At 34.8% G+C, this 22785-nt stretch carries 23 protein-coding genes and 2 other annotated features; of the genes, 9 read left to right on the top strand and 14 right to left on the bottom strand.

Annotation, left to right across the window (positions count from 1 at the left end; all coding sequences use genetic code 11):
* Nucleotides 1-95: 95 nt before the first annotated feature.
* Nucleotides 96-854, top strand: a complete 759-nt coding sequence (locus tag DM800_RS18935; RefSeq protein WP_087986003.1) for a TrmB family transcriptional regulator — start codon at nt 96-98, stop codon at nt 852-854.
* 30 nt (nt 855-884) lie between these two features.
* On the opposite strand, the gene DM800_RS18930 is transcribed toward DM800_RS18935, so the two are convergent.
* From DM800_RS18930 to DM800_RS18905, 7 genes are all read right to left on the bottom strand, one after another.
* The gene (locus DM800_RS18930; protein ID WP_147787347.1) at nt 885-3041 is read right to left on the bottom strand and encodes a SpaA isopeptide-forming pilin-related protein; all 2157 of its coding nucleotides are present in this window, start codon (nt 3039-3041) and stop codon (nt 885-887) included.
* Between the two features lie 267 nt (nt 3042-3308).
* Nucleotides 3309-3476, bottom strand: coding sequence for a hypothetical protein (locus tag DM800_RS29265; RefSeq protein WP_176546143.1), 168 nt, complete (start codon nt 3474-3476; stop codon nt 3309-3311).
* 82 nt (nt 3477-3558) lie between these two features.
* Nucleotides 3559-4743, bottom strand: a complete 1185-nt coding sequence (locus tag DM800_RS18925; protein WP_142291827.1) for an MFS transporter — start codon at nt 4741-4743, stop codon at nt 3559-3561.
* 110 nt (nt 4744-4853) lie between these two features.
* Nucleotides 4854-6167 (bottom strand): APC family permease, encoded by a 1314-nt coding sequence (locus DM800_RS18920; protein ID WP_088064746.1) that lies wholly within the window; start codon nt 6165-6167, stop codon nt 4854-4856.
* A 65-nt stretch (nt 6168-6232) separates the two neighbouring features.
* Nucleotides 6233-6469 (bottom strand) — a binding site (T-box leader).
* A 451-nt stretch (nt 6470-6920) separates the two neighbouring features.
* Nucleotides 6921-7721 (bottom strand): hypothetical protein, encoded by an 801-nt coding sequence (locus DM800_RS18915; RefSeq protein ID WP_147787346.1) that lies wholly within the window; start codon nt 7719-7721, stop codon nt 6921-6923.
* A 129-nt stretch (nt 7722-7850) separates the two neighbouring features.
* Nucleotides 7851-8633, bottom strand: coding sequence for a membrane protein insertase YidC (gene yidC, locus DM800_RS18910; RefSeq protein WP_000920534.1), 783 nt, complete (start codon nt 8631-8633; stop codon nt 7851-7853).
* Nucleotides 8634-8661: 28 nt separating this feature from the next.
* Complete coding sequence (locus DM800_RS18905; protein ID WP_000394932.1) at nt 8662-8946, bottom strand: hypothetical protein; 285 nt, start codon at nt 8944-8946, stop codon at nt 8662-8664.
* A gap of 276 nt (nt 8947-9222) precedes the next feature.
* Here DM800_RS18905 and DM800_RS18900 point away from each other — a divergent pair, with 276 nt between their 5' ends.
* On the top strand, nt 9223-10116 hold the full coding sequence (locus DM800_RS18900) for a YitT family protein (protein ID WP_000530033.1): 894 nt from the start codon (nt 9223-9225) through the stop codon (nt 10114-10116).
* 110 nt (nt 10117-10226) lie between these two features.
* Here DM800_RS18900 and DM800_RS18895 read toward each other — a convergent pair whose 3' ends face one another.
* Complete coding sequence (locus DM800_RS18895; RefSeq protein ID WP_097906570.1) at nt 10227-10748, bottom strand: GNAT family N-acetyltransferase; 522 nt, start codon at nt 10746-10748, stop codon at nt 10227-10229.
* A gap of 461 nt (nt 10749-11209) precedes the next feature.
* Here DM800_RS18895 and DM800_RS18890 point away from each other — a divergent pair, with 461 nt between their 5' ends.
* The gene (locus DM800_RS18890) at nt 11210-11596 is read left to right on the top strand and encodes a DUF3938 domain-containing protein (RefSeq protein ID WP_001077770.1); all 387 of its coding nucleotides are present in this window, start codon (nt 11210-11212) and stop codon (nt 11594-11596) included.
* 397 nt (nt 11597-11993) lie between these two features.
* On the opposite strand, the gene DM800_RS18880 is transcribed toward DM800_RS18890, so the two are convergent.
* The 4 genes from DM800_RS18880 to DM800_RS18865 form a co-directional block, all read right to left on the bottom strand.
* Nucleotides 11994-12134: a DUF3985 family protein gene (locus DM800_RS18880; RefSeq protein WP_000404783.1), complete on the bottom strand. Its 141-nt coding sequence runs from the start codon at nt 12132-12134 to the stop codon at nt 11994-11996.
* Between the two features lie 96 nt (nt 12135-12230).
* Nucleotides 12231-13313 (bottom strand): site-2 protease family protein, encoded by a 1083-nt coding sequence (locus DM800_RS18875; protein ID WP_147787345.1) that lies wholly within the window; start codon nt 13311-13313, stop codon nt 12231-12233.
* Nucleotides 13314-13325: 12 nt separating this feature from the next.
* Entirely contained in the window at nt 13326-14033 is a 708-nt protein-coding gene (locus DM800_RS18870) for a DUF3169 family protein (protein ID WP_088064750.1), read from the bottom strand.
* Nucleotides 14023-14244 (bottom strand): helix-turn-helix transcriptional regulator, encoded by a 222-nt coding sequence (locus DM800_RS18865; RefSeq protein ID WP_087981953.1) that lies wholly within the window; start codon nt 14242-14244, stop codon nt 14023-14025. Before DM800_RS18865 ends, DM800_RS18870 begins: the two co-directional genes overlap by 11 nt.
* 164 nt (nt 14245-14408) lie before the next feature.
* Here DM800_RS18865 and DM800_RS18860 point away from each other — a divergent pair, with 164 nt between their 5' ends.
* The gene (locus DM800_RS18860) at nt 14409-15203 is read left to right on the top strand and encodes a hypothetical protein (RefSeq protein WP_147787344.1); all 795 of its coding nucleotides are present in this window, start codon (nt 14409-14411) and stop codon (nt 15201-15203) included.
* 55 nt (nt 15204-15258) lie between these two features.
* Here DM800_RS18860 and DM800_RS18855 read toward each other — a convergent pair whose 3' ends face one another.
* The gene (locus tag DM800_RS18855; RefSeq protein ID WP_147787343.1) at nt 15259-15873 is read right to left on the bottom strand and encodes a DedA family protein; all 615 of its coding nucleotides are present in this window, start codon (nt 15871-15873) and stop codon (nt 15259-15261) included.
* 413 nt (nt 15874-16286) lie between these two features.
* Between DM800_RS18855 and DM800_RS18850 the strand changes: the two genes are divergently transcribed.
* The 5 genes from DM800_RS18850 (at nt 16287) to DM800_RS18830 (ending at nt 20715) form a co-directional block, all read left to right on the top strand.
* On the top strand, nt 16287-16730 hold the full coding sequence (locus DM800_RS18850) for a DUF3978 family protein (RefSeq protein ID WP_147787342.1): 444 nt from the start codon (nt 16287-16289) through the stop codon (nt 16728-16730).
* 30 nt (nt 16731-16760) lie between these two features.
* The gene (locus tag DM800_RS18845) at nt 16761-17222 is read left to right on the top strand and encodes a L,D-transpeptidase (RefSeq protein ID WP_000735054.1); all 462 of its coding nucleotides are present in this window, start codon (nt 16761-16763) and stop codon (nt 17220-17222) included.
* 364 nt (nt 17223-17586) lie between these two features.
* Entirely contained in the window at nt 17587-18252 is a 666-nt protein-coding gene (locus tag DM800_RS18840; RefSeq protein WP_000148835.1) for a response regulator transcription factor, read from the top strand.
* The gene (locus DM800_RS18835; RefSeq protein WP_147787341.1) at nt 18230-19672 is read left to right on the top strand and encodes a sensor histidine kinase; all 1443 of its coding nucleotides are present in this window, start codon (nt 18230-18232) and stop codon (nt 19670-19672) included. Before DM800_RS18840 ends, DM800_RS18835 begins: the two co-directional genes overlap by 23 nt.
* 140 nt (nt 19673-19812) lie before the next feature.
* Nucleotides 19813-20715: an EamA family transporter gene (locus DM800_RS18830; RefSeq protein ID WP_098857433.1), complete on the top strand. Its 903-nt coding sequence runs from the start codon at nt 19813-19815 to the stop codon at nt 20713-20715.
* A gap of 41 nt (nt 20716-20756) precedes the next feature.
* On the opposite strand, the gene metG is transcribed toward DM800_RS18830, so the two are convergent.
* Entirely contained in the window at nt 20757-22391 is a 1635-nt protein-coding gene (gene metG, locus DM800_RS18825; RefSeq protein WP_147787340.1) for a methionine--tRNA ligase, read from the bottom strand.
* 50 nt (nt 22392-22441) lie between these two features.
* Nucleotides 22442-22712, bottom strand: a binding site (T-box leader).
* Nucleotides 22713-22785 lie beyond the last annotated feature (73 nt).

Here is a 22785-nt window from a genome sequence, read left to right as displayed (position 1 = left end):
CATCTCAATCTGAGTAGAAAACCTACTACCACTTGTGCAAAAACAAATAGTTCATTATCCTTAAGCTATATCATCTCATTCGTTCGGAGGGAACTATGTTACAAAAATTCGGTTTCTCACAATATGAAAGCCAAGCTTATGAAGTTGTCGTATCAAGCAATGAACCATTAGATGCTACAACAATTGTGAAGCATTCTGGTGTTCCAAAAGCAAAAATATATGAAGTGCTAGCACGCCTGATTGATAAAGGAATGGTAATGGATTCTGTTTCAGAAAAGAAAAAATTGTATACAGCATTACCACTAAAGCTCGCAATTGAAAAATTAACGACAGAATTTCAATCAAACATTAAAGAATTAGAAACGAATATATCAAAAAAATCATTTACAGATGACCGTGTGTGGAGCTTAAAAATGCAATCTTCTATTCGAGTTCAAAGTAAAGAACTCATCGAAAGTGCAAAAGAATCAATTCGCATTTCAGCTTGGAATGACACTCTTTCAGAATACCTTCCTTCACTAGAAGAAAAAGCAAAACAAGGCGTCAAACTCGAGTCCCTTATAGTTGGAAAAGTAGAAACAGACTTAGAAAATATGCATTTTCTAATCCCAACTGAAGAACCTAACGCATTAGAACGCTACTTGCTACTCATCGTTGACGACCGCGAAATTTTATTTGCTGGTGTAGAGCAAGAGTCATGGCAAGCGATGAAAACAATGTCGCAACCTTTCGTAAAGTTCTTTACAGAATTTTTCTATCACGACGTTGCACTTGCAAAAATTACAGAAAAGCATCTGGATCTCTTCATGCAAGATGAGGAAATTAAGAGTTTGTTGAGGAAGTTAAGATACTAAAAAAACGCCTCTATTACAAGGCGTTTTTTTCTACATTTCTTTTCTATTTTTCATCCTTAACACATAAGCACCAGCAATAATAAAACCAATTCCTAAAACGAATAAAGCCGTAAATTCATTGCCGACGCCGCCAGTAGCTGGTAAACGCACTTCATTATGAGTATTATGTTGTTGCATCGGCTTCACATCAGCGGAAGGTTTCACTTCTCCACTCGGTGTTGGCTTATTTGGCTTAGAAGGAAGTGATGCCTTTTCTTCTTTCTTATTTTTCACAATATGTTTAATAATTTCTCCATTCTCTTTTATTTCAAATGAGAATGTCTCTTCATTTATTACATATCCATTCGGTGCTATTGTTTCTTTATACGTGTACTTTCCATATGGTAGTTTAAATTTCGCTATACCTTGCTCATTTGTTTTTCCTTTTACTACTTCTTTTCCCTGTTCATTATAAATTGTAAACTCTGCATTTGGCAGTTTCGTATTCCCATCCGCTACATCTACTTTCGTTATTTCTAGTTCACCTTCTACTTTTTTATCTTGAACGATATGTTTAATAATTTCTCCATTCTCTTTTATTTCAAATGCAAACGTCTCTTCACTTATTACATATCCATTCGGTGCTATCGTTTCTTTATACGTGTACTTTCCGTATGGTAGTTTAAATTTCGCTATACCTTGCTCATTTGTTTTTCCTTTTACTACTTCTTTTCCCTGTTCATTATAAATTGTAAACTCTGCATTTGGCAGTTTTGTATTCCCATCCGCTACATCTACTTTTGTTATTTCTAGTTCACCTTCTACTTTTTTATCTTGAACGATATGTTTAATAATTTCTCCATTCTCTTTTATTTCAAATGCAAATGTCTCTTCATTTATTACATATCCATTCGGTGCTATTGTTTCTTTATACGTGTACTTTCCGTATGGTAGTTTAAATTTCGCTACACCTTTTTCATCCGTTTTCCCTTTTACTACTTCTTTCCCTTGTTCGTTGTAGATTGTAAACTCTGCATTTGGTAATTTTGTATTTCCATCCGCTATATTTACTTTCGTTATTTCTAGTTCACCTTTTATATTTTCATTTTTCAACTCTAATACAGCAGTTTCACCAGTTTTCACTTCAATTTTTTTAATACTTCCGTCTAACACATATCCAGCTGGCGCTTGAATTTCTTTGACGCTATATACACCGATTGGAAGATTCCCTAGCTCCGCAATCCCCTTGTCATTAGTCGTGACATTTTGTTTAAAGTTTTCATTAGAAACTTCAAACACCGCTCCTTTTAATAATTCCTTTTTTTCTCCTAATTTCATAATCTTTAAAGAGCCTACTGATTCCCAATTTACAACTAAATCTGTACTGATTTTCTCACTATTTCTTTGTAACAATACCGTTGTATTTTGAACTTTTTCTGATCCTTTAAAAGCTATTGCTTGTAAATTTGTTAAAGTAGACTTCACTTTCATTTTAAAATTACCACTACTCGTATCTTTCGGGATTAATATTTTAAATTTTTCGTTAATTGATAATGTACTTTTTTCTTCTCCATTTTCATTTACAATTCGAAGCCCTTTAGGAGCATTTTCAGGAAGAATTGTATAAGAGCCAGAAACCGCATTTGTTTGCACTGCATAAAATCCTGTTTCTAAATAATTACCTTTTTGTGTAGCAGTTTGTGGATCTACAGGATTAACTTTAAAAAATATATCTTGTGATCCAGTTTCTTTTTTTGAAGCTTCTACTAAACGCTTCATAAGATTATGTACTCGTTCATTTTTTGCAACTAAATCTTCTTCCGTTAATTCATTTGCTGCAATCCATACCGCTAATTGTGTAGCATAATGCGCCTCTTCTACTGTCGCTACCCCTAATTCAGATGGGCTTTTTTGAGGATATCCATTTAATAAAACACGATATACGGCATCAGATGATTTCCCCATCTCAGGCAAATCATCTCCATTTGGAGAACGCAAATCAGGCGTTAAACAATACGCAATACTACCCGAAGCCGTTTTAATTATTTCTGTCTTTATTTCACGCTGTTTCGACTTACTATAACTCCAATCCATTTTATATGTTTCTCTGTTCATTACTTCTGCCTTCACTTGCGGCATTGCAATTCCTAATAAAATAATAAGAGCGCTTAAAAAACTAAACCATTTACCTACCATCTTTCGTTTCATTCTCTCCACCACCATATATAAATTTCTACATGAAGCAATCTTACTGTTTCATTGTACTTATAGTGAAAAAAAGAGAATAGGTGGTTTTTTTGTAGTATCTTGTCGAATTGTTGAGAAAGTTCCAAAGTAATAAGCAACCTTTAAATTATTTGCTCTCATGCTGCTATTGACAAATGAATATTACATATTTTAAATTTCCAAAAAATAAAAAAGCACTTTATAAGTGCCTTCATAACTTACGAGAAACAAATTTTAAACGAATACATATTACTTATCTTTTTCCTTTATCTCCGTCAACAGCTCAATAATTTTCTCATTTTGCTCCACTTGTTTCTCTGAATTTTGATAGATGAAACGGACCCACCTTAATACAACAACAACTATCAATATCGGTAGTAGAGCAATTATCATGCCAAATACCGAGAAATTAGACATCATTCTCCATCACCTCGCTACATACAACTTTCTCCATCCACCTACTAAAACCTGCAATTTTTTACAAATAAAAAAGAACCTATCAAACGATAGATTCTTCTTTTGCAAACTGAGCAGAACGTCCTCTCGTAATCGAGAAAATTGCACAAAGTAGTGCTAATATAATAAAGCCGCCACCTACCCAAGCATTATATATAACAGATGATTTCTCAATAACAACTCCGCCTACTGTTGAACCGAGAGCAATCCCTAAGTGAAGCGCAGAGTTATTTAAACTTTGCTGAATACCAGCTGATTCTGGTGCAATTTCAATTAAATAATTTTGTTGTGCTGGTGAAATAGCCCAGCTAAGCATACTCCAAATTCCCATCATAATAATGAACAGCGGGAATGAAAATGTCATCATTGGCAATATGAAGATCGCACACGCAAATACGATAATAATTGAAATAATACTTTTCTTCGATCCCCATTTATCAGCAAGCAAGCCCCCAAGGCCGCCTCCAAGTACCGCTGCAATTCCGAAAATGAAGTAAAATACACTAATCCAATTTGCCTCAACATGCATCACATCTTTTAAAAATGGTGTTAAATATGCATATAGTGTTAAATGACCCGTTAAAAATAAGAATGACGTTAACTGTGCACTGACAATTTTTTTATCTTTTAACGTAGCGATTTGCTCTCTTATCGATAGCACTGATGTTGGTGGTACTTTCGTTAAGAATAATGAAATACATGCGAGTGCCATTACTGTTAAGATCGAAATGAGTACAAATGGTGCACGCCATCCATATGCATTTCCGAGTACAAGGCCAAGCGGTACTCCAAGTACAAGTGAACCACTAATCCCCATGAAGATGATTCCAATTGCACGCGCACGAAAATGTGGTTCTACAACGCTAGAAGCAAGTGTTACTGACAGTGCAATAATAAGCGAACCACTCGCCGCACAAATAACCCTTGAGAACATTAACATCCCATAATTCACACTAAATGCTGAAATAATATTTCCGATTAAGAAAATTGATAATGCCCCAATGTATAATCTTTTTCTTTCAAATTTTCCAGTTATCGCCAATAAAACCGGACCTGATAAAGCAAATACTACTGAAAATATTGTTATAAGCTGACCAGCTGCACTAATAGATACTCCTAAATCATTGGCAACTAGATCGAGCGTTCCTCCTATAATTAGCTCAACCGTTCCGACTACGAAAGCCGCAATAGCTAAAATATACACACGAAAATTCAAGTCTTTCCCCACGCTTTCTTTTTTTGGTTACTACGACTATAGTAACCAAAAAAGAAATTGAACACAAGTACAATTTTTTTACAATAAAAAAACAGGCGTATCATACGCCTGCCTTCTAATTATTAAACACTAGTTTTGTTCTTCTTATTTAAATACCAATATACCGGTAGTCCAGTAAAGACAATTCCAATTGATAAGAAACAACTTACCGGATCATTAATAATCGCACTTCCAAGTACAAACAATGATCCTAAAATCGCAACGATTGGTACAATCGGGAATAACGGTACACTGTATGCACGCTCTTTATTCTTGTTACGTTTTCTTAAAATGAAGACACCAATAAACGTCATTACATAGAAAATATAAATAATGAATACGGAAATCTCAGATAGCTTATTCGGATCACTAATAACCATTAAAATAATTCCTAAAATGATTTCAACAGTAATCGCATTTGCTGGTGTTTTAAATCTTGGACTTTCCTTTGCGATAAACTTAGAAAACGGAAGGTGTCCACGCTCTGCCATAGACATCGGAATACGTGGGAACGTTAAAATCTTTCCATTTAAACAACCGAAAATAGAAACGATAATACCGATACTAATGATTTTCCCGCCATATTCTCCAAGTAGCATGCCCGCAGCTGTCGCTGTTGCATTCTCTCCAAGGTCTACAATTTTCGCTGCTGGTAACACATTTAATAATGCCAAGTTAATTAGTACGTAAGCAGCCGTTACAATTAAAATCCCAACTGTCATCGCTTTCGGTAATAGCTTTGTTGGATTCTTCATTTCTCCGCCAATCGAAGCAAGTAGAATCCAGCCGTCATAAGCAAATAATGTTGCTAAAATTGCCATACCGATACTTTGATTTTCTGATATCGGCACTACTACATTAAAGATATCGCTATTTCCTTTCCAAAAACCTAACACAACAATTAATACGATTGGAATCATCTTTCCAATTGTCGTAACCGTTTGGACGATACCTCCATATTTTGTTCCCATACTATTTACAACGCCAAGGAACACAACTGTTCCAATAGCAATTGGTAAATTCCATACTTTATCTAAATAGAAAAAATTAATCATTAAAGAACTAAAGTACAATCCTAATGTTCCAATAATAGCTGGTCCATAAACAATTGTTTGCATCCAGCCTGATAAATATCCCCAAAAACTTCCGTAAATCTCCTCTAAATACGTATACAACCCACCATTTTTCGGGATTTGCGCTCCAATTTCAGCTACTGTTAAACCACTTGCTAACGTCAACAGACCACCAATTACCCAAGCAAGAATAGCCATATTAGAACTCCCCGAGTAATCTAATACGCTCCCTGGCTTCATAAACACACCAGATCCAATAATCGTTCCTACTACGATAGAAAGTGCTACTGTTAAACCAATTTTGTTCTTCTCATCATGATGCATGCTGCGTATCCTCCTTCCAATTCTAGTGTGATGCAAAAATGAAATAAAAAAACACTCCTCCCTAAAAAAGGGACGAGTGTTATATTCGTGGTTCCACCCTTGTTTCAATTCGTAAAGTAACATACTTCACCAATTTCTCAAGTCTAAATAACGGTTTTTGCCGGCAAGCAATTACTAGGTATCCGTTCACTGCTGCAGTTCAGAGGTGGTAATCCATTTTTCCGTATTAGGAAGCTCACAGCCAAAGGCTTCCCTCTCTGAGAATCGTAAAAAATTGATCATGTCCTCATCATCACTTCTTGATGTCGAATTTTGTAGTTATTGTTCATTATATTGAATTGTTAGAAAAAATCAATATATTTTTTTATATAACATAAGAAATGTTTCTCTTCTTATATTATAACAGAAGCTATAATATTTCTCTAATTCCCCAGTATCTTTGGAACAGCGTAGCGGTAAAAATTATCTCAGCGATTTTCAAAATATATCGATTTACCAACAAAAAACGACAATAAGTAAGAGGAGACTTTCTAAAAGAAAGTCTCCTCACATACATACCTTCCGGTTGCCCACACGGAAGATACGACTTTACTCAATTATTTCTCATCTTTTTTCATAAAAAATTTACCCCGCATTAACGGGCAGTAAAACTTCCACCTTAAAATCCAGCGAATACAAGGATGAAGTTGGAATATTAACTGCCCGTAAAAGCCCGATTGGTTCAACTAATAATCAGTGGAAATGCACCACTGATTAAAGTTTCACTTTATGGTGCGGTAAATCAACGTTCAATTCCTCTAATTGTTTCTTTTCATTCTCTAAAATCGCTTTTGCTTTTTCTTTCGTTGTCTCATCTAATCCCGCAAAGATGTCTTCATGCTTCTCTTTCTCTGGAAGTTCCACACCTAGTTTTGTTAATTCTTCTTTTGCTTGCTTATGTGTTAATTTCCCGGACTTTTCCTGTTCAAAAATAGACTTTGCTTTTTCTTTTGTTGCTTCGTCTAAGTTAGCAAGTATGTCTTTATGCTTACCTTTCTCTGGAAGTTTCACACCTAGCTTTGTTAATTCTTCTTTTGCTTGTTTACGTGTTAATTTGCCGGATTTCTCTTGCTCTAAAATTGATTTTGCTTTTTCTTTTGTTGCTTCATCTAAGTTAGCAAGTATGTCTTTATGCTTAACCTTCTCTGGCATTTTCACGCCTAACTTCGTTAATTCCTCTTTTGCTTGTTTACGTGTTAATTTGCCGGATTTCTCTTGCTCTAAAATTGATTTTACTTTTTCTTTTGTTTGATCATCTAATCCCGCAAACATATCTTTACGTTTTTCTTTCTCTGGAAGCTTTACACCTAACTCCTTCAACTGTTTCTTTGTATCGTCCATAATCGTTTTTACTTTTTGTTTTGTAGCGTCATCTAAATCTTTTTTCGCCGTTTTTGTAGACTGCTCAGCTGCTTGAGTATTCGTTGCCGCGAATGCCGGAATACCGACTCCTCCAATGATTCCGAATGATAAAGCACCTGCAATCGCTAAATACCCAACTGTTTTCTTCTTCATAGGAAATTTCCTCCTTCATATTTCTAAAGCATGTACACTTTCGTATACAATTCCTATAGTAATGTCGGTTTCTTAACATTTCCTTAACGACTTAACAAAAAAACGCCGCTCATCTCGAGCGGCGTTGTTCTAAGCTTTTTGTAATTGTAATTCTTCACGTTCCATTATTCTTCTTAATACAATTGTTTGTGTCATTGTAAATAAATTACCCGTTATCCAGTACAACACAAGTCCTGATGGCGCCGCAAATCCCATAAATAAAATCATTGCTGGCATCATAATTTGCTGCACTTTCAGCATCTGTACTTGTTCTCCAGGTGTAATATTAGATTGGAAAACTTTCATCTGAATAAATGTCGTTAACGCTGCGATAATCGGTAATATATGATAAGGATCTGCATGTCCTAAGTTCACCCATAAAAATGACGATGTGCGAATCTCTTCTGTTCGGCTAATCGCATAATACAAAGCAGAGAAAATCGGCATTTGTATTAATAGTGGCCAGCAACCAGCTAGTGGATTCCAACCGCCTGATTTCATTAGTTCCGACATTTCCTTTTGATACTGCTTTTGTTTTTCAAGATCTTTACCCACATCACCGTATTTTTGTTTCAGCTTCTGCAGTTCAGGTTGCATTTTCTTCATTTTCGCTTGACTACGATATTGTGAAACAGCTAATGGAATCATGGCTGAACGAATAACGAGCGTCATAATAATGATAGCAATCCCGAAGCTAGCTCCTGGTATGTGATGAGCAACAAATTGAATCATAAACGAGATTGGATATACGAAATAATGATCCCAAATTCCCGTACTATGTGCATCAATTGGGGCTGCATTACTGCAACCAGATAAAACAAAAACAAGTAATAATGATAAACTAACGAGCACAGCTCGGTATGATTTTAACATGTTCATTCCTCCAATGTTTCGTAATTATTTAGCGAAACATTGGTGTATACGGACCGACCTCGTCATTCTCTTCACTGGATTCTTGTCTGCGCACAGAACGAATCATTCCATATTTATAAAAAATAGAGAAAAGCGTTACATTACCAGTACCCTCTTCACACGTATTAACTAGTTTAAAAGCTCTTTGTCTACCGCTTGATGCTTGCTGACGCACAAAGCGAGAAACATTAGCAAGGAAGAAAACTTCTAATAAACAAAGTGCTGTCGTTACAAACGATATATATAGAATTGCATCCTGCAATAAAAATTCCATCGCTTCACATCCTTAATAAGGTCATTTTAGCACATTCAACAAACATTCTCTATTTCCTTTTATCGTCAAAAAAGTATTTTGCATATTTTCTCAAGAAAACTATGCTAAAAAACTAATGTATTCGCTTTCTTTAGTATATTCACACGTATCCTTGTATAGGTTTAATTTGTTAGAAATTTATAAAATTTTCGCATTATAATAAAACTATTGCCAGTTTTTGAAAAAACCTTTATTCTCTTCTTGTAATCAAAAATGAATATGGAGATGAAACATACTATGGGTCAACTAGGAGACGCCGATTACGTTCCCGACACCGCCTTTTTATCCTTCCCAGCAGCTAAAACATTTCACTTAGAATTTATCATACAGTTGGTTGTTATTTTCGTAGCCTCTATTTTGTATGCAATTTCTATGAATATGTTCTTTATCCCGCATAACATGATTAGCGGTGGCTTCGCTGGTGTAGGGATGATTATCGGTTATTTAATGCACTACAATATCGGTGCACTTATCTTTTTACTAAACATTCCTCTTCTTATTTTAAGTCACTTTTACTTAGGCAAGAAGACAACCTTTTTAACAGCGTACTTTGTAGCTATATCATCGTTAGCGATGAACATTATCCCTGTACACCAAGTTTCAGACGATATTTTACTGTCTTCTGTATTTGGTGGTGTAATCTGCGGAGCAGCTTCCGGAATCATATTCCGATTTGCTTCTTCAACAGGTGGCTTTGATGTTGTTGGATTGATTGTAGCGAAACATCGAGATATTTCAATTGGAGCAATCATCTTTGGATTCAACTTAATCTTACTTGTTGCAGCAGGATTTATTTTCGGATGGGATATTACGCTTTATACGTTAATTAGCCGGTTTGTAGTCAGCAAAGTTATCGATGCTGTGCATACGAAACATATTAAATTAACGATAATGACAGTTACAGAAAAAGGCGAGGAAATAAAAAGCGCACTATTGCATCACGGCATACGCGGGGTGACAATGGTAGATGCTGTCGGCGGCTATACAAACCATAAGAAAAAAATGATTTACACTGTCGTGACTCGCTATGAGTTAGGCGAAATGAAACGTATTATCCGTCAAGTGGATAACAAAGCATTCATGAACATTACTGAAACAGTTGAAATTGTCGGCCGTTTCAAACGCATATAAAAAAGGTTACTAAATGAAAGGGCATAACATATTAGTCATATACAATATGTTATGCCCTTTGTTATTCAACTAACGCACCCTTTAGCATAATAAAATCACGAAGTTTATTACTACAAATCGGAGGATAGCATTCCGTATACAATACTATCTGTCCATTCATTTTTACTCCAAAAATCTTGTATAAAATGGGCTTCCTTTCTCATGCCTATTCGTTCACACAATTTTTGTGAAGCTGTATTACGTGCATCAAGATTAGCTTGTATACGATGTACATGAAATTCATTAAATAATTTAAATACCAAACTACTTACTGCTTCTGTTGCCAAACCTCTCCCAGCTACTTCATTTGAAAAACTATAACCAATCTCAACAGTGTCTTTCATATTTGTGTACCATACGGATAAATCACCAACTACTTTAGTCTTGTATATAACTGCCAAACTTAATATTGATTCTTCATTAAGTACATTGTTTGCTAGCTTCTTATTAAATCTTTTCTGCATGTCTTCATGAGTCCACTTATTATGTAATAGGAACTTACATGTATCATCATTATTATAAATAGCAAATACATCCTGTAAATCAGTACTCTTAAAAGGTCTAATTATTAATCTTTCTGTTGTGATCTCCAAGTTAGCTCTCCTCCCTTACATTCATGCTACAAAATATTTTTTATAGTATGTAAGCCTCCTTCTTAGATCTCACCTTGATTACATATTTCATCATAATAAATTAAAATCCTTCTTCCACTAAACTGCATTGTTAGTGGTATTTCCTTGCGATTTTTATTTTTTACACTTATTACAAAATCAGATAATTCTATTATTGTGGCCCTAAATGTGTTATAATGAAAGCAGACTCACAAAAAAAGAGTATATAGACTTGGAAGTTTCTCTTATTTTTACAAGCAAAAAGAAACGAGCAGTCAGGTATATTTCAGACACCATACACGTAACGGTTTAAAAAACCGATCATCTTAGTTATTCTTCCATGATCTTTTTATAAAAAGATACGTACAACTAAAATTCACTTCAATATACTATACCTACCTTTTTGACTTCCAAATCATCTTATTACATAAGGAGATGAACATATGAATCAATATATAAGATATACAATAGCTGTCCTGTTTGCTATTATCGGCGGAACAATCTGCTTCTGGACAAACACTCAGCTTGGAGAGAATATCATTTTTAATGGAATAGAAACGCTTGTAAGCGCTTCAATTTTAGGTGGATACATTTTCTTCCTCTTCAATCCAGAAGAAAATGCGCAAAAAACAATGTTATTAACAATGATCGGAATCGTTGGCGGATGTATCTCCTACTCAATGACTAACTATACATTACCACTTCAATTAAGCTCAGCTTTCTTCCACGGTCTATGGACTTGGTTCATTGCATTCTGCCTAGCAGACGTATTCAACCTTTTACAAGACAATGAAGAAGAGAACGGTCGCCAAATTGAAAGTAACTCGTAAGCTGGAAGATATTCTTCCAGCTTTTTTAGATTGGTTTTCATACCCCTGTTGGTATTTACTGAAATATATCAGCGATTCTCCAAATATATCGGCGATTTCCCCACCTATATCAGCAATTTTTTCATTATATCGACGTTTCGACACGGGATATCGACTTACCGACAATTTTCAGCAACCTATGTAGGCTCTATGCCCTGTCACTATAATAAAAAAAGTTACCTTTACGGCAACTTCTTTTCTACATACCCCATCCGGTACTTTCCGGAATATATCAACGATTTTTCAAATATATCGATCGTTTCTCCACTTATATCAACGATTTTTTCATTATATCGACGTTTCGACACAGGTTATCGACTTACCGACACCCTTCGACACTCAAAACGCACAACATACCCTATCCCCCAAGCAATTTACTGCCGAACTCTACGATTAAAAAGATAACTAATAAGATCGCGAGTATCTTTAATGCTACATATGCTACTTTAAAAACAGCATAAATAAGCAAGACTATTAAAATAATCGTTAAAATTTCCATCTAGAATTCCTCCAAGCTTTGCTCTGCTTATCTTATTTTACTCGCCCCAGACTTTTTATGGAACGGCATAAGACGACATAGAAAAAAGAGGATACCTCACCCATCGTAAGATACCCTCTCTTTCAGCTGCTCAAACCATTCTCTCTCTAATTGTAAATATCCTATTTCACTCTTCTCGGCACTCTTTAATTCTTTGTCTGCTTTCCTCATATAAGTGTGGGATGCTTCCATATCGCCCTCTAAATATTTAACAATTCCTTGTGTGCGATAATACCCATGTAAGTCCACTTTTGTAATGGCCTTCCCATGTTCCTTCGCTTCTTGCAGAGAAAGACTATCCATCTGATAAAGAGCTTTATATAAAAGATACCAACTATGAAAACTACTAACAAAATATTTATTTTCTTTCGTGACAGAAAGTTGGGCGACTTGTTCTACATATAGTATTGCTCTTTCCATTCCCTTTTGATCCGATCGGGCAAGGAAGACGAGCATAAGTCCGCTCATGATCTCTCTTATATTTTTATTTTCTTTTATTTTATCTTCGCTAAGTTCTACTAATCTCTTATCCCAATCTTTCGGCCTCTTATAACTAAATAACTCACTCGATACTTGAATGTTATATACATGCTGCTTCGCCTTTTCATCATCTTTAATTAAAATAAGAAATTGCATACCATCGCTCATAAGCGTTCCTTTTATCGGCGCGATTGTAACCGCAAAAATTATAAAATGGAAAACAGAAAAATATAAAAGATATTGATAATAACTCACCATATATATGTAACCAAAAGTAATACCAAATAGTAAACTTGTAATTGGTCCACCTAAAGTCATCCATGCCCATTTTTTTGAAAGGTTAGGTGTTACTATAGAAGGCGGTATTAACATTGCCACGCCTCCGAAGTACGCCCATAATTTATTTTCTCGAATGCGTACTTTTCCCTTCTCTTTTTGAACAGTAATAGGCCCTACTGTCATAGATTTAAATGTTAAACCACCTATTACGCCGAATACGACATGTCCTAACTCATGAATGATTACCACTGCCAGAAAAATCCCCAATAATGCCCATATATTCAACATTGTTTCTAATTTCCCAGTTCGGATCACTCCGTATAAAATGGACAGAATGAGCGCCACTGTCAGTGAACCAGCTGGCCTTCTTAAAATATCCACCTTTTTCTCCCCTTAATAAATCATTTTTCTATGCATTTCATACATGAATTTTCCGAGATGCAATATCCAAATAAATGAGATTAGGCCAATTAATACAAAATCGATATCACTAGCCGCTGTATATATAACGGCAGCCCACCATACATATGCTAATATTGTATTCGTAAATTCATACGCTTTATATCCAGCCTCATGCACAATGTGCTTTAATCCCTCATCTGCATTTTTCGTCCACATTTTCATAGATTCCATATATGTTACACCTTGTTCAGGATATAGCTTGTTATAACGATTCTTTGTTATGAGCCCGATAACCACTACAATAGTTAAACAGACGATAGAAGCTACTAAATTCCACACTGCAAATGAAACATTTGTATCCTGCAACAGTGCACGTCTACATGTAATAACTGCATATACAAACCATGCTTGCGTAACTATATCACCTACACGTAAATATATACTTATAATGCCTAATTTTCTTCCTTGTACGCTCTCTTCTTCATCGCGTGCCTCCGCTAACATACGTGTATTCTTCCAAGTGTAGTACATCATTACGATTCCAAAAATAGTACATACACCTATAAATGTATTAGATGATAATTTTCTCGGTTCATCCGAGAGTAAATTTAAAGCTATATAAGATGTTAAAAAGCCACCCATCATACTTAATGCTATTTTCCCCACAACATCAAATTGTTTTTTTCGATTACTCTTCATCTCCATCTTCCCCCTCCACTAACGCAAATATTTCCTCCACCGGTACGTTGAAAATTTGTGCGATTTTTAGCGACAATACAATAGATGGTGCATAATCCCCGCGCTCAATTAAACTAATCGTTTGCCGTGATGATCCAATCGCTTTCCCTAAATCCCCTTGTGATAAACGATGCTTTGCTCGCAATTCCCTCACTCGATTTTGAAGCTTCATGTCTTCCCTCTTTTTCATTTATTTAATTAAAATTGTAAATAATATCCTTATTTTTGTCAATTATAATTGTCATTACGACTATAATAATTGACAAAAATAAAGATGTATTATGATGAAAATAACTTATATAATGAATGTGAAATATTAAACAAAGGAGGTTCCATATGAAGAAAACATCTACCTTTTCTTACGTTCTTACTAAGCTTACAGCAGCTTTATTATTATTATTATTACTTATTAGCACGCTTCTCTTAACAACTAGTCAACAAACATTATATAGTTTCTTAGCTGGATTACGAGAACTACTTTATGTTCCCTTCGCTCCTATTCTTGCGGCGTATGCAATTTTTTGTTCTATTTGCATCGATAAATTGAAATTAAAAACATATACAAGACTGACGACATTATGCCTTTATATTTTTTGCGGCTATTTATTTTCTCTTCCATTCCTAATATTTAAAGAAGCTAGTCTAATACAGTTCTTGTTTCTCGGATCAATTGGAGCAGTGTGTTCTCTTTTTTTCTACTTATGTGCAGTTATAGCAACAAAACTCAAGTGGATACAATATGTCGTGCCAGGCATTATGCTTATTATATTTATCACAATCAACTTTATCGATCTAGAAAAGGTTGGAACATCAAAAGAACAATGGGTCGAAACAAAAACAGAAAACTCTTTCGAAGCATCTTTTCAACATTTTAGTGGTGAACATAAAGTCCCCATTGAACTAAAACGAGGTGACATATTAGAATTTACCATTGAATCACGAGCTGAAAATCCGGATGGCTACATGGGAGCCGTAAAAATGGCTAGTGAGTTTCAAGAGGAAGAAAATTATTTAGCTTCAAACGGTCCTAATACATACCAATTTGCAGCAATTAAGACGGGAACGTATTACATTATAGTTAATGGCAATAAGTTAAAAGGAAAGTTGAGAATAGATTGGAATATAAAATAAAAAGGCAGTGCGTCTGCACTGCTTTCCTAAATTCTGACATAGAATGGATTCCATATTAACTTGCGTTTTGTAACAATACTCGTTTTAGCTGTTTGCGGAAACGTACTCCTAACGTAATTGCTACAATAACGATAACTCCAACAATGATTTTACCGATATGATCTTCTAGCACTCCAAAAAGATCATGTAAGTTGCCACCTAACCAGTAACCACCGATTAAGAAGAATGATACCCAAAATAGAGCACCTGAGTAAATTGTAATCGCAAAACGACGGAATGGTAAGTTAATAATTCCTGCAAAATATCCTGTAAAATGACGTACACCAGGAATAAAGAAACCGATAAAAATAAGGAAGTATCCATACTTATCAAACCACATTCTTGTTAAGTCGATTTTTCTTTGTGTTAAAAATACGTATTTCCCATACTTTTGAATAAAGGGCATACCTAATTTATTTCCTAAAAAGTATTGAATTGTCATTCCTACACTTGTCCCAATAAAGGATAGGATAATTAAAATCGGTAAACTTAAATCGCCCTTCTGTGCTAAAAACCCCGCATATGCTAACGTTGGCTCTCCCGGAAACGGAAGTGCAATATATTCTAACAGCAAACCAACAAGTACAACATAGTACCCGTACTGCTGAAATAATTCATGAACCCATTCCATGTCATCTCTCCTTTCAATCACGTACAACTTCTTACTATTATTGTATAAAAAAATTGTCGAAATAACTATCACAATAGCTTACATTTTTATTACATTTTTGTAAGGCTCACACTAAAGTTTTCTGTTCATTATTTGCTGCTATCCATTATCGTTTTAAAATAAGCTAACAACTATATATCAGACGACACAAGGGCATTAATATGCATTTTTTATCCAGTTTTTAACACTTAAAGTCACCTTATTTTGTTCTCAATAAAAAACCACCACAAACTCATACTAACTTCATATTAGCTTCATATACGTATTGTAAGATTATATCGGAATTTGTTGAAAAATTTAACTAATATATGACTAAGCATTAAATTGAATAAATATAAGTAGTTTTTCGAAATTGAAAAAAGGGTGAATAAGAAATGGAAGCTTATAAAATGCATGATTTTATTAATACAAATGTTGAATCTCATCAAAATAAAACCGTTTTTAATTTACACATATGTGAAACAAGTGAATTTGACGTAAGTTTAACAAAATCTACAACACTGTCTTTTATCGTTTCAAAAAAGAACATTAAGATTGTTACGAAAAAATGGATTAATTCAAATCAAGAAAGCATGATTGGTAAAAGCTACATCATTCCAACGAAAGCTTTCCACTACTTCTTACCAATTATTTCTGAAACTGAAGATGAGCTAAATATTCAAGTTCAAAGTTTTGGACTACATGGTGAACTTTTACTAAATGAAAGATTACTTATTGATAAAAACAACAAACAAAATCCAAAGATTACTACGTTCTTTGAAACATTAGATGAAAATGTAAATAAAGTATTACGAGGATTGCAAATTCATTGTATGTAAGACTATTACAATAGTAAAAAGGAGAATATAATGAAAAAACTATTATTAAGCGCACTATTATCATTAGGATTTTTAACTATTCCATTCACAAATGCTGAGGCAGCTACAACAAACGATCAGCTTATCGTGAACACACAGTTAAATAAAATGGATTATTATCAAAATGGACAATTTATAAAGAGTTTTACTGTCGCTACTGGAAAAGCAGCCACACCTACGCCTAAAGGTACTTTTCAAATCGTTAATAAAATTAAAAACCGTCCTTACTATACAGGAAAAATTAAAGGCGGCGATCCACGTAATCCACTTGGTGACCGTTGGCTCGGATTAAACATGGCAGGAACTTACGGAACAACTTATGCGATTCATGGTACTAACAATAATCAAGCAATCGGCAAATGGACAACACTTGGTTGTATTCGTATGTATAACAATGATATACACTGGTTATTTGAGCGTATTCAGCAGCAAGCTACCGTCACTGTAAAATAACCTAAAAACAAGATTTATGTGTAGCCAAGAATTTTATATCTTGGCTTATTTTATTTATTCATTTACAGTAGCAAAACAACTGTATTTACATATATAATAAGAATAGGTTTCGTTAAGCAATATCAAAACATTGATAAACATGGATATTAAAATTATACAGTTATAATATTTTATAAATTTTACAATACATACTATAATAGAACTAATGTAATTCTGAAATATTCAGTTTCTCTAAACCATTCCCCTTGCTACTTTCATGATGACTTTATAGCGGGGGCTTATTATATGTATAAACAATTTGAGTTATCCAAAAAATGATGAATTCGAATATTGCAGTAAAAAGCGTTATTTAGGAGGTGTTACTATGACGCATATACTGGTGATTGAAGACAACCCAGATATACAAGAACTGATTCGTGAATTTCTAATGGCACAAAACTTTACTGTTGATGTCGTTGGCGCTGGAACAGAAGGTATTCTTCTTTTCCAAAAAAATTCATACGATCTTGTCCTCCTTGATGTGATGTTACCAGATATAGATGGCTATAGTATTTGTAAAATTATGCGAGGACAATCTGATGTACCGATCATTATGTTAACAGGCTTACATAATGAAGAAAGTGAAATTAAAGGATTTGAGTTAGGTATTGATGACTATATTACGAAACCGTTCCATTACACCGTATTTATTAAACGTGTAGAGGCTGTATTAAGAAGGGCAGCAACGAAGGAAGCAGAAGCTGCAACTATACTACAATTCCATGAATTGATGTTAAATTCTACAGCCTATGCCGCTTATGTTCATGGTAATCAAATTGAATTAACAACAAAAGAATTTGAAATTTTATATACTTTACTGCAAAATCGGGGAAAAGTATTATCAAGAAGTGATTTGCTGAATAAGGTATGGGGCTATGAACATTATGGTGATGTAAGAGTTATAGATACACATATTAAAAACTTAAGAAAAAAATTAGGGATTCCTTATATTAAAACGGTGAAAGGCATTGGCTACAAAATCGAATCGTAGTACAGACAACATCACCAAAAATATTTTCATCAAAACCTTATTATTTTGTATTCTTTTATCACTTTGTCTTTATCAAATTATTTATTTTCTAGCTTCGAACTACGATAAAGAACGTTTTGCAAAAGAAAATGGAGCGCTGTCTACAGAACAAGCGGATTCAGACAAACAAAACGACCAAAGTAAAACGAATCAAAGTAAGGCTGTTTCAGAGAGTATGATTTCCAATTTCCAATCTTCTACTATAGATTATAAAGCACTCTCCACAGCCATAAATCACCTTTTGCAGCCTAGCCAAACTGTAAAAGCAAAAGAACATACCCAAAATATTGCGGGGGAAAACAGCACTTCTACTCCACTTACAGAAACGGAAAAGCAAGTCGCTACTAATGATGCCTTACATAAACAAAATGCAGCAAATAACACAAATGATACACAAGATTATCCAAAATTAGCAGATGCACTGCAGCAATTAGCTCCACATATTGGTGCGACAATGCTTGCATTATCTTTACTCGGATCTTTAATTTATACGAAACTAATTGCCAAACCTTTTCAATTTATGAGTGATGCTTTAAAAGATATTATGAATCTTGATTTCTCAGATAAAAAGCTACTTAACAAAAATACAGATCAAACAGATTTTAATTTGCAAGTAGCTGCTTCACAGATCCCAAATATAGTGAAGAATTTACATGCAAGCAATCAAGATTTAAGAAATGAACTCAAAAAGGAACAACAGTTAGAACAATCTCGTAAAGAATTTATGTCTATGGTATCCCATGAATTAAAAACACCAATCGCGGCAGTTATGGGACAACTCGATGGCATGATTCACGGAATTGGAGCTTATAAAGATAGAGATAAATATTTAAAACGTTCCTATGAAATGATGCAAGACATTAACATATTAACGGAAAAAATGTCGGAATTATCCAAAATACAAAACCCTCAATTTAAACCTGATTTAAAAGTTATCTCATTAACTAATATTATTGAGGATGTTATGAAGAAAGTAGATTACTTTGTATCTGTAAAGCAATTAAATGTTCAATCTAACATTAAGCAAGATGTACAAATTCTAGCTGACCCTAAATTTATTCAAACTGCTATTTTTAACATTATTTCAAATGCAATTCATTACACAATTGACCATCAGCATGTATATATAAAGCTTTATGAAAAGCCAAACGGTTATGCATTAGAAGTATTAAATACAGGTTCACAAATTGATGAGGATAAACTCGCCCATTTATTTGAGCCATTCTATCGCGCAAACCCTGGCAAACACGGATTAGTACAAGGTAGTGGCCTTGGGCTATATATTGTAAAACAAATATTAGATAAACATCAGTTTCCTTATGGGATACAAAACACGCCTCAAGGTGTAAAATGTTCTATTGTATTCCCAAAAGCAATGTAAAAAACCTACTACAATTTCATACCCCAAATTCATACTTCGTATGAATGGCGGAATTTTGTAGAGTATCTTACTCTGTTTCGTTCGCCCGTTATCCTTATTTGGATAGCGGGCGTTTTTTATTATTTAAAAGGAGGATTTTCATGGAGAAATTTAAGTATTCATTACTTGTTTTATTCGGAGCTTGTAGCTACGGCGTACTTTCAACTATTTTCAAACTCGGATTCATTGATGGATTTTCAGCACATCAACTATTAGGGGGACAATATGTCTTCGGATGGATCGGGCTTCTTCTGCTCGTTCTTTTCGTTTCACGTCATAAAGTAACAAAAAAGCAATTCTTTTCCTTACTAACAGTTGGCACAACAATGAGTATGACTGGTATCTTCTACGCTATTTCTGTAGAAGAACTACCAGCGTCTATCGCTGTTGTCCTACTCTTCCAGTTCACATGGATTGGTGTCGTTATAGAAGCAATCGCTAATCGAACATTACCAAACCGTGAGAAAGTTATATCTATCATTATTTTATTTACTGGAACATTGTTTGCAGGCGGTGTCTTTGAAGGTCTCGGACAAAACTTTTCCACGAAAGGTATTATCTTTGGTCTATTAGCCGCTGTCTCTTTTTCATTCTATGTTTTTGCAAGTGGGCGTGTTGCTACAGAAGTTCCGCCTTATACGAAAAGCTTTCTTATGACAACAAGTGCCACTCTGATCGTATGCCTATTCTTCCCGCCAACCTTTTTAACGGATGGTACCCTGCAAGCCGGTCTTTGGAAATACGCTTTCTTCCTCGGATTGTTCGGCGTTGTCGTACCTGTCATTTGTTTTTCAATTGGTGTACCGAAAGTAGGAACAGGACTTAGTACAATACTAGGAGCAGCTGAATTACCAACGGCCATTATCGCTTCTATTACACTTGTACATGAAGTCGTAACCTTCATGCAGTGGATTGGGATACTCTTTATACTACTTGGAATTTTTACTCCTCAGCTGCTTACCTCTAGGAAAGCAAAGAAGCATAGAAGCGTGCATAGTGCGTAACAAAAGACCTTTCATGTATTTGAAAGGTCTTTTTCTCTATCTCACTTTACCGCTCCATATAGCTTTTCTATCTCATGCTCAATTTGTTTTACATCAATTCGTTCAAATAGTGGCTGCACACTATCAATTCTATTCGGCAACGTATTTTGAGGCTCCCAATTTCGGTTCACAATCGATAATGTATTTCTAACTCTTTCACTTGAGAATGGTAAAAACGGTTCAAGGAGATTTGCAAAATTAGCGATAAGATACACACAGTTATAAATCGTTTTTTCGCATGAAACTGGATCATCTTCCCTTTGTTTCCAAGGCTGCCTCTCATCAAAGTATTTATTTGCAAAACGTACTGCATCAAATATTGTTTCTAACGCCACTTTAAATTTAGTTTGCTCAATTGATTCTCCTACATTTATATATAATCCTTCTACCTTCTCTTTCAGCTCTTCATTAATCATTCCATTCGGTACAATGCCATCATAATACTTTTCAATAAACTTTAATGTCCGGTTCACAAAGTTTCCGTATGCACCTAACAATTCACTATTATGACTGTAAATGAATTCACGCCATGAAAAATCAGTATCACGATTTTCTGGTGCATTGACTGTTAAAAAGTAACGAATAGAATCTGGATTGTAGCGTTCTAATATGTCCGGCACCCATACTGCCCAGTTTTTACTTGTAGATAACTTTCTTTTTTCAACTGTCAAATATTCATTTGAAACGATATGACGAGGAATTGCTCCTTCTCCTATTCCAAGTAATACCGCTGGCCAAATGATGGAATGAAACGGAATATTATCCTTTCCGTGCACATAATATGTTTTCGCTTCTCTACCCCAAAACTCTTGATCATCTTTCCCTGTTTCTTCAGCCCAATGTTTACTCGCTGAATAATAGCCTGTCACTGCTTCAATCCATACGTAAATTTTTTTATCTTCATACCCTTCTACTGGAATTGGTACCCCAATTGGTAAATCACGTGACACAGCCCTATCTAGTAATCCTTCCTTTACATATCTCTCTGTTAGTTGAATCGCATTGTCACGCCATGTTCCTTCTTGTTTTGCAGTTTCTACAGCCCTTTTAATTTGCTGCTGAAATGTATGCAATGCAAAATAGAAATGCTCTGTTTCCTGCACGGATGGCGTACTACCACATAACTTACATTTCTTTTCTAACAAATCGAGTGGATCTAAAATAGCTGAACACGCATCGCATTGATCTCCTCTTGCTGCTTCATGGCAATGTGGACAAATGCCTTCTACATAACGATCAGGTAAAAACTGCGTACACGCTTCGCAATACGCTTGTTCCACTGTCCTTTTATAAATATAATCTTCTTCTAATAAACGTAAAAACACTTTTTGAACAGTTTCATGATGGTGCTCACTATCTGTACGTGTATAGCAATCATACGTAAAACCAAGTTTATGAAAACATCGCTGGAATTCTTCATGATACTTATCAGCAATTTCCTTCGCCGTCACCCCTTCTTGTTTTGCCCTAATTGCAATCGGTGTTCCATTACAATCACTTCCTGAAACATACAACACATTCTCACCTTTTGCCCGGTAATAACGTGCTAAAATATCTCCAGGTAACAAACTCGCAATATGTCCAAGATGTAACGAACCATTTGCATACGGCCAAGCGCCTCCAATGAAAATACTCATCTTATATTCCTCCTTTTAAATATAAAAAGCCCCGCCCTTATCTTAAAAAAGATAAGGGCGGGGCTGTATAAACAGTCGCGGTACCACCTTATTTCGCCAATTACTCACATAATTAGCCTTAACAAGTACGGAGCTATATGCTCTTATACTGTGGTTTTGATAACGAGTACCAACTCTCGTCGCCGCCTACTATTATCATTTGATAAGTTCAGAACGAAGCTCAAAGGCCATTGTTCAAATGAATATTCTTGCTTCTTCTCAGCTACCGAAGCTCTCTGGAAAGAATGTGTTCATCCTACTTTTCCTTTTCAACGCTTTTACGTATAACAAGTATTGTACGACTTAATCACAGAAAAATCAAACTTTTATCTAGAAAGAAAAGGAAATCCCATCC

Source organism: Bacillus sp. AY18-3, from assembly GCF_008042305.1.
Lineage (GTDB): Bacteria > Bacillota > Bacilli > Bacillales > Bacillaceae_G > Bacillus_A > Bacillus_A wiedmannii.
The sequence above is the reverse complement of the archived record's forward strand: the minus strand, read 5'-3'. Positions and strand labels throughout refer to the sequence as shown.